The sequence below is a fragment of the Brevibacillus soli genome (assembly GCF_044759095.2).
Classification (GTDB): Bacteria; Bacillota; Bacilli; order Brevibacillales; family Brevibacillaceae; genus JBIYSM02.
The window spans coordinates 1-7,691 of sequence record NZ_JBIYSM020000078.1 but is presented as its reverse complement, the minus strand read 5'-3'; the positions used below and the strand labels follow the sequence as shown (position 1 = coordinate 7,691).

Here is a 7,691-nt window from a genome sequence, read left to right as displayed (position 1 = left end):
GGTTGATAGGTTCGGTGTGGAAGCGCGGCAACGCGTGGAGCTGACGAATACTAATCGGTCGAGGACTTATCCACACATCTCTTAGCAAGCATGCAGATCCAGTTTTCAGGGAATGAACGAAATAATTGCGTAAAAAGCCGTGCAGATACTATTGCGTGGCTTTTTTTTGCATATAGCCGCCCAAACTCGCCTGGATTTATAGCTGCTAGATGAAGAACAAAACAGTCGCGAAAAAGGAGAAGCCCATGAAGCAAAAGCCGGTCAAACGATATGAAGCAGACATGTACGCGCCCATTCGCGACTATTTTGTCGGGCAGGGTTATGAGGTCTTTGGAGAGGTCAATCATTGCGATTTGACAGCGATCAAGGAAGACGAGCTGATTATCGTCGAGTTCAAGCGCAACTTGAGTGTAGAGCTGCTCATCCAGGCCGCCAAGCGGCAGCGCTTTACCGACCATGTGTACGTCGCCATTCCGAAGCCCAAATACAAATTGTTTTCGAAAAAGTGGCAAGACGTCGTTTATCTCATCAGAAGACTGGAGCTTGGCTTGATCCTCGTCTCTTTTCCCAAAAAAGGCGCTGTCATGGAGCTGAGCATTGCTCCTGCGCCGTTTGATCGGGAAAGAAGCAAGCAGTTCAACAAAAGAAAACGGGCACGCATTATTCAGGAGATGCGGGGGAGATACGGCGATTACAATGTGGGGGGCAGCAACCAGACAAAGATCATGACGGCGTACAAACAAGGCTGCATTCAGATCGCCGCGCTGCTTCAGCACTATGGCCCACTTGCGCCCAAGGCGTTGAAAGAAAAAGGAGCGACAGACAAAGCGTCATCCATCCTCAGCAAAAATTATTACGGCTGGTTCACGCGGATCAAGCGAGGCGTGTACGCTCTCACCCCTACAGGAGAGAAGGAGCTGGCAGCTTATCCAGAGCTTGTCGACCATTACATAAGCATGGCAGAAGACACCATTTCCCCTTCCGATGGGGAAATGGGCCAGTCCAACCCTGCTGCAGCACAATGAGCAGCAAAAAAGAGCAGACCTATCCGCAACGGTAAGCGAATGGGCTGCTCTTTTCGTTTCGGCACCGAGGCATGATGCCAAAACCCTTACCGCCCAGCCCACGCAGCGGCCATTTTCCCGACCTGCGCGCGTCCAGCCGCAATATCCGGGTGGAACTGGATCGTGGCGTTTTTGCGCACATGGTTGACATGGTGGAGCGCCTGGATGAGCAAAGAATCGTCGGCGAGCAGCCCGGCCGCTTTCGCCATCGCCAGGCCTGCGACGGTTCCCTGGCTCATGGCGACTTTGGCGCTCTCGATTCCGGTAATATTGCCTGCGACGTACAGTCCGGGCAAAGGCGATTGCATGCATTCGTTGTGCAACGGAACGTGCCCGCCCAATGCCGGGATGTAAGCGAACGGGCACCCGGCAATCGCGGCCAGCTCCGCCAGCGGGCTTAACCCGCCCGCGATGCAGACGAAATCGGCAGAAAGGAATCGCTCGCTGCCAGGAACGGGCGTGCCGTCTGGCGAGATGCGCGCAGCCCGGACCCCTTCGACCTGTGAGGTGCCCACGATCTCCAAGGCAGCCGTCCGCAGATGAATCGGTATATCCCACATGGGCACGCCCTGTGCAGGATAGAGCGAAACGGCCAGCCGCTGCATCCACGCGCTGCCCATCAGCTTGCTGCCCCAGCGAATCAACGGCGAGGGGGCGAGATGGGCAACGCGCAGCAAAGACCGCATGATTTCGTGCGGGTGACCGGCATTGCGGCTTACAGCAGACTGGGGAGGCAGAATCATTTGCTCGACGTGTACGCCAGCGAGCTGCAGCTCTCGCGCGATGGCGACGGACAAAATGTTGACGCCGATCACGACGCCTTTTTTGCCTACGCGAACGCGCTGCACGTTCGTCATCACCTGGGCCGCTCCGATCGACATCACGCCGGGCAGCGTCCAGCCGGGGACGGGAACGGCAGTCTCTGACGCCCCGGTAGCGATCAGAAGCAGGGGAGCTTCCCATTCGCCTTCTGTCGTAGAAATACGCCAGCGATCTTCACAGCGGGCAATGTCGTAGACGGAGACCCCACAGCACATTTGGACGCCAAGCTCTTTTGCCTCCTGATCGAGACGTGCGGCTTCGGCCAGCCCGTTCCACCACACTCCGTCCGGTTCCTCGTGCAACTGTCCCAGCAGCCTGCCGCCAGGCCGATAAAATTCGTCTACGACTCGAACAGAAAGTCCTTGCCGGGCGCTGGCGATTGCAGCGGACAAGCCAGCGGGACCTGCGCCGATGATGAGAGCGTCGATCAATTCGCATGCCCCCCTTTTTTCAACGGGGTCGGCAAAACGGAACCTGCTGTCACCCGCATGCCTTCCTGCACGAGCGTCATGCACGCCCGCACCGTGGGAACTCCGTCCACGTGCACGCGACATTCGTAGCAGTGGCCGATGTTGCAGTAAATTCCGCGCGGGCTGCCCGTTTCTTCATGCACTCGAAGCGTGCGCACGCCAGCGGCCAAAGACGCTCCGGCAATCGTTTCCCCTTCGTAAGCCGTGTAGACAGAACCGTTAAATTCAAACTGGACGGAATGCCTCTCTTCCAAGGAACCAAGCACAGGGTGATGGAGGATGCGCTGGCTCATGAGCTTCTCCCTCCAAGCGCTTGAAACGAGATCGGCCGCACAGGCGGCTGGTAGCCAAGCGGGATTGTATGAGTAGGCACTTGGCCTGTGGCTTGCGCGAAAATTTGGTCGATGAGAATCCGGCACGTTCTACCGCCGCAGCAGCCCATGCCGGCTCTGGTCCGCAATTTCAACTCGCGCGCCGTGCATTGGTACTCACGGGCAGTCGTGAGCAGTTCTTCCAGAGATACTTCCTCGCAGCGGCAAACGATCAACTGCTGTGTGTCCATGCTGAAAGCCTCCTTTTCGTTGGTACGATTAGCAAAATGCAAGTGTCGTCCCATATTTGCCCGCAGAATGCTAAAATAAAGACGAGGCACAGAAGCAAACAGAGGGTGGCCTGCGCGCTTGGCACGAGGATTGCTTGCATAAAAGAACGAAAATGACACAGAGGCTGAAAGGGATGACCAGAATGGACAAATTGACGCGACTGCGCGCACAATTCGATGCATGGGGAATAGACGGAATACTCATAACAAACGGGCAAAATCGCCGCTATTTGACCAACTTTACCGGAACGTACGGCGTCGTACTCATTTCCCGGGATGAGGCCAAGCTGTTTACGGATTTTCGCTATACCGAGCAGGCAAAAGCCCAGGCAACGGACTTCGAGATCGTGTTTTTGCCGACGAAAGACGCTGTTTACGGAGAAATCGCCCGCCAGGCCCAGGAGCTGGGCATCCACACATTGGGCTTTGAAGAGGAGAACATGACGTTTGCCCTGCACCGCAAATACGCCGACGTCGTCAAGGCACGCCTGCTGCCTACCGCGGGGGTGATCGAGGGCATTCGCATGAGAAAAACCCCGGACGAGCTGGGAAAAATCAAGACGGCGGCGCAGATTGCGGACGCCGCTTTCGCACATATTTTAACTGTTTTGCGTCCAGGCATCACCGAGCTCGATGTGTCTAATGAGCTGGAAATGTTCATGCGCAAGGAAGGAGCGACAGGCTCTGCTTTTGACATCATTATCGCCTCCGGTCATCGTTCCGCTCTGCCTCACGGGGTAGCAAGCGACAAAAAGATCGAAGCTGGCGACATGGTAACGATGGATTTCGGCGCGCTGTATCAAGGGTATCGTTCGGACATTACCCGTACAGTGGCGGTCGGAGAGCCGAATGAACAGCTCAAAGAAATTTACGCCATCGTCCTGGAGGCGCGCAACCGCGCAGTGGCGGGCATTCGCCCCGGAATCTCGGGAAAAGCAGCAGACGCCCTCGCCCGGGACTATATTGCGCAGCACGGATATGGCGAGCGTTTCGGCCACGGGATGGGGCATGGCGTCGGACTGGACATTCATGAGGAGCCATTCATGTCTGTACGCTGCGAGGCAATTCTCGCACCAGGCATGGTCCTGACCGTCGAGCCGGGCATTTACATCCCGGGGCTGGGCGGCGTCCGCATCGAGGACGATCTCGTTGTGACCGAAACAGGCAACGATGTGCTGACCCATTCGCCGCGCGAACTCATCATTTTGTAAAAATGAACCAAGACCCTTGACTGCGGCAAAAAGTCGAGGGTCTTTTTGTATGCGCGAACGCTGCCAGTTCCAGCGTGTGTGTCTAATAGCTGAAACAGTTTTTTTATCAGGTGTATAAAAACATGTACAGTCAGTTGGCGCGAGTCGAAGTTTCCCGCTTTTTCCTGTTGGCACACATTTTGCAAATTCAGCATTTTGTGAAATTTTAATCATTTTCGAGACAAGGGGTTGATCGCGTGAAGAAAAGTATGTTCGCATTAATCAGCAGTATCGCGGTACTAGGGACGGCGCTGGCAGGATGTGGAGGGGGACAGCAGGCAGCACAGACAACGAGCGAGCCAGCGGCTTCTGGACAAGCACAAGGAAACGCTCAGCCAGCCCCGTCGGAAAAATCTTCAGGGTCACAAGTGTTGCGCTGGAACCTGCACTCTGAGCCTCCGACAGGCGATCCGGGACTGGCGGAGGACACGACTTCTGCGGCAATCGTAAAAGCTCTTTTTGACGGGCTGACACGGATTGGGCCTTCCGGGAAGCCGGAGGAGGCAGTTGCGGAAAAAATCGAGGTGTCTCCCGATCTGAAAACGTACACCTTCAAGCTGCGCGACTCGCACTGGAGCAACGGCGATCCGGTCACCGCCCACGATTTTGAATACGCCTGGAAGCGTGCCCTGGACCCTAAGACCGCTTCCAACTACGCCTACCAGCTCTACTACATCAAAAACGCCGAGAAAGCGAACAAAGGAAACGGCAGCCTGGACGAAGTCGGAGTCAAAGCGCTTGACGACAAAACTTTGCAAGTAGAGCTGGCCAATCCGACTCCGTTCTTTTTGGAGCTGACAGCTTTCCAGACTTATTTCCCGGTAAATAAAAAAGTGGTCGAGTCAGCGGACAACTGGGCTGGCGACGCCAAGACGCATATCGGAAACGGTCCGTTCAAAATGGAGAGCTGGGAGCACAAGAACAAGATGGTATTGGTCAAAAACGACCACTACTGGGACAAAGATAGCGTCAAGCTGGACAAAATCGAATTTTCCATGGTAGAGGACGAAAATACAGAGCTGTCGATGTTTGAAAATGGCGAGATCGACTGGGCTGGTGCGCCGCTCAGTTCGCTGCCGATTGATGCCATGCCTGTTTTGAAAGACAGCGGGAAACTGCAAGTAAAGCCAGTCGGTGCGACCTACTGGTACAAGTTCAACACAGAAAAAACCCCGTTTAACAACGTAAAAATCCGCAAAGCTTTTGCCTACTCGATCAACCGCCAAACGCTGATTGACAACGTTCTCCAAGCCAATCAGCAGCCTGCCATGGGCGCTGTTCCTCCCACGATGGCATTGAACCCGGATGGTTACTTCAAGGACAACGATCAGGAAGCCGCCAAAAAGCTGCTGGAAGAAGGAATGAAAGAGCTCGGCCTCTCCAAGCTGCCGCCGATTACGCTCGTGTACAACACATCGGAAGGACATAAAAAAATTGCCGAGGCGATTCAGGACCAGTGGCGCAAACATCTCGGCGTCGAAGTAAAGCTGGAAAATCAGGAGTGGAAAGTTTACCTGGAAACGATGCACGAAGGGAATTACCAGGTGGGACGTCTCGGCTGGTCCGGCGACTTCAACGACCCGATCAACTTCCTGGAGCTGTTCAAGGAAAAGGACGGCGGAAACAACGACACGCGCTGGGAAAATCCGAAGTTCAAGGAGCTTTTGAACCAGTCCGCGACAGAGAAAGATCCGGAAAAGCGCAAGGCGATCTTGCGGGAAGCCGAGCAAATCCTGATGGATGAAATGCCGATCGTGCCGATTTACTTTTACACGCATACGTGGGTGAAAAACGACAAAGTAAAAGGCGTCTTCCAGGACGGCTTGGGCGCCATCGACTGGAAATGGACGTCTGTCGAGTAACGGGCGAACGGGGCGAGATCGTGCAGATCGGGGGGAAGATCGGGAAGATTGTCGTAGCCGCACAGGTGTGATGGATGCTTTTTGCGGATAGAGGGAGGCAGCGTGGTCAGGGGGCTTTTTTTGCGAGTAGCGGCAATCGTATGCAGTCGCGGCGACGGGTACGGGGAGCAAGCGCGTGCCTGTGATCTGCCGCACGCAGGCGCTGGCGCGTCCCGAAGCTGCGGACAAAGCTGTGCCACAACGACAAAGGAGGAATCAACTATGGAATTGATTCGCATTTTGTCTGAGGTGTTGCCTCCCAAAAAGGGGCGAAGCTGCCGGGAGCTGCGCCTGCGCTTTTGCAGCTTTTTTCTCCGGAAAAACACGAGCAGGCGCCGCCGTTAGGGGACAGCAGCTTCGAGTGAACAGAGGCGAGGCTGGCATGACGGCGCTGCTGCCGAGCCAAAACGTCCCGTTTCGCGGTCCGAGGGTTAGACGGGATATTTCATGCTTGCACAGCGTTGGTGTATAAGGAGGCTGGAGAGGCCGAGCTGCTTGGCAGTTGATACGTGCTTGTTCCCTGCTTGGTGCCGCTTCAGCAGAGTCAGCATACAGACTGCGTTCAGCTTCGTGAGCGTAATCGAGTGAAAGAGGCCCCCTGGCTCCCCCTGCGCGTTGCTTTTGTATCCAAGCCAGGCTCAAGACTGCTTATTCAACTTGTTATACAAAGTGGCCCTTGAGATGCCGAGCCGTTTGGCTGCCGCCTGTTTGTTGCCGTTTTCCAGCTCTATGGCCCGCTGGATGACGCGGCGTTCGTGGGCTTCCAGCTCCTCCTGCAAAGAGAAGAGATCGTCCGGGAGTTGGACGGGCGACTGTTTGGCCTTCGTTTGCAGCGAGTACGGCAAATCCTCTTCCTTGATGATCCCGTCCGTCGCGAAGACGACCAGCCGTTCGATGGCGTTGCGCAGCTCGCGAATGTTGCCCGGCCAGTCGTATTGCAAAAGGTTTTGCATGACGTTTTGCGAGATCGCGTGGATGGGCCGATTGTAGCGCAAGGAAAACTCGTAGAGGAAAAAATGGGCAAGCTCGACCGTGTCCTCGATCCGGTGGCGGAGAGGCGGGATGGCGAGAGTGACGACGTTGAGCCGATAATACAAGTCCTCGCGAAACTTCCCATCTCGAATCATTTCCTCCAGGTTTTTGTTCGTGGCCGCGACCACGCGAAAATCGGCTTCGATCTGCTTCGTGCCGCCGACCGGATAATACTTTTTCTCTTGCAGCACGCGCAGCAGCTTCACCTGCATCTCGAGCGGCTTGCCCATAGCGATATGAATCTTTCGGGCGTGCTTTCCTTTTTCTTTCAGGCGTTCGTAAAAGGGACGCAGTTCAGTATTGTGTAAAGACAGGCATTTTCCTGCTGTATACACGACATACCGAAGGTGTTCGTTTCCTTGTTTGGAGATGGCTCCATAATATCCTTTCCCTCCACCAGACTGGATGACAACAGGATTTGTACCCGCCTTCTTGATGATCTGATGAGGGTTCTCGTATTGCGAAACATCCCCCATTTCCGCATACGCTTCGGCTGCAGTTACAACGGCTATACCAGGTATGGAGAGTAATAATCTTCCGTCGGTTTGAAG

The 7,691-nt window shown here is 55.2% G+C and carries 8 protein-coding genes; 4 read left to right on the top strand and 4 right to left on the bottom strand.

The genetic code is table 11. The features are described from left to right. The first annotated feature begins 245 nt into the window (after window positions 1-245). Window positions 246-1,025 (top strand): DUF2161 domain-containing phosphodiesterase, encoded by a 780-nt coding sequence (locus ACE99V_RS19815; protein WP_007787529.1) that lies wholly within the window; start codon window positions 246-248, stop codon window positions 1,023-1,025. Between the two features lie 86 nt (window positions 1,026-1,111). On the opposite strand, the gene ACE99V_RS19810 is transcribed toward ACE99V_RS19815, so the two are convergent. Genes ACE99V_RS19810 through ACE99V_RS19800 form a run of 3 tightly spaced genes read right to left on the bottom strand, consistent with a single transcriptional unit; the run spans window position 1,112 to window position 2,918 of the window. After that, window positions 1,112-2,317, bottom strand: coding sequence for an NAD(P)/FAD-dependent oxidoreductase (locus ACE99V_RS19810; protein ID WP_251247473.1), 1,206 nt, complete (start codon window positions 2,315-2,317; stop codon window positions 1,112-1,114). Continuing rightward, window positions 2,314-2,649 (bottom strand): (2Fe-2S)-binding protein, encoded by a 336-nt coding sequence (locus ACE99V_RS19805; RefSeq protein ID WP_400492930.1) that lies wholly within the window; start codon window positions 2,647-2,649, stop codon window positions 2,314-2,316. Before ACE99V_RS19805 ends, ACE99V_RS19810 begins: the two co-directional genes overlap by 4 nt. Continuing rightward, entirely contained in the window at window positions 2,646-2,918 is a 273-nt protein-coding gene (locus tag ACE99V_RS19800) for a (2Fe-2S)-binding protein (RefSeq protein WP_400492929.1), read from the bottom strand. The genes ACE99V_RS19805 and ACE99V_RS19800 overlap by 4 nt, the downstream gene beginning before the upstream one ends. Window positions 2,919-3,100: 182 nt before the next feature. On the opposite strand from ACE99V_RS19800, the gene ACE99V_RS19795 reads away from it, so the two are divergent. The 3 genes from ACE99V_RS19795 (at window position 3,101) to ACE99V_RS19785 (ending at window position 6,453) form a co-directional block, all read left to right on the top strand. Then, the gene (locus ACE99V_RS19795) at window positions 3,101-4,168 is read left to right on the top strand and encodes a M24 family metallopeptidase (protein ID WP_005834660.1); all 1,068 of its coding nucleotides are present in this window, start codon (window positions 3,101-3,103) and stop codon (window positions 4,166-4,168) included. A 236-nt stretch (window positions 4,169-4,404) separates the two neighbouring features. After that, window positions 4,405-6,069 carry a peptide ABC transporter substrate-binding protein gene (locus ACE99V_RS19790; RefSeq protein WP_400492928.1) on the top strand — a complete coding sequence of 555 codons (1,665 nt, stop codon included), beginning with the start codon at window positions 4,405-4,407 and terminating at the stop codon, window positions 6,067-6,069. A 120-nt stretch (window positions 6,070-6,189) separates the two neighbouring features. Continuing rightward, a complete protein-coding gene (locus ACE99V_RS19785) occupies window positions 6,190-6,453 on the top strand; it encodes a hypothetical protein (protein ID WP_400492927.1) in 264 nt (87 codons plus the stop codon). Window positions 6,454-6,746: 293 nt separating this feature from the next. Here ACE99V_RS19785 and ACE99V_RS19780 read toward each other — a convergent pair. Next, window positions 6,747-7,691 (bottom strand): AAA-type ATPase lid domain-containing protein (locus ACE99V_RS19780; protein ID WP_400492926.1); only part of this gene is annotated, 945 nt, incomplete at its 5' end.

What these genes read in the sequence shown, in the direction of transcription:
- ACE99V_RS19815 (WP_007787529.1), top strand. Translation starts at nt 246, where the DNA reads ATGAAGCAAAAGCCGGTCAAACGATATGAAGCAGACATGTACGCGCCC.
- ACE99V_RS19805 (WP_400492930.1), bottom strand. Translation starts at nt 2,649, where the DNA reads ATGAGCCAGCGCATCCTCCATCACCCTGTGCTTGGTTCCTTGGAAGAG.
- ACE99V_RS19800 (WP_400492929.1), bottom strand. Translation starts at nt 2,918, where the DNA reads ATGGACACACAGCAGTTGATCGTTTGCCGCTGCGAGGAAGTATCTCTG.
- ACE99V_RS19795 (WP_005834660.1), top strand. Translation starts at nt 3,101, where the DNA reads ATGGACAAATTGACGCGACTGCGCGCACAATTCGATGCATGGGGAATA.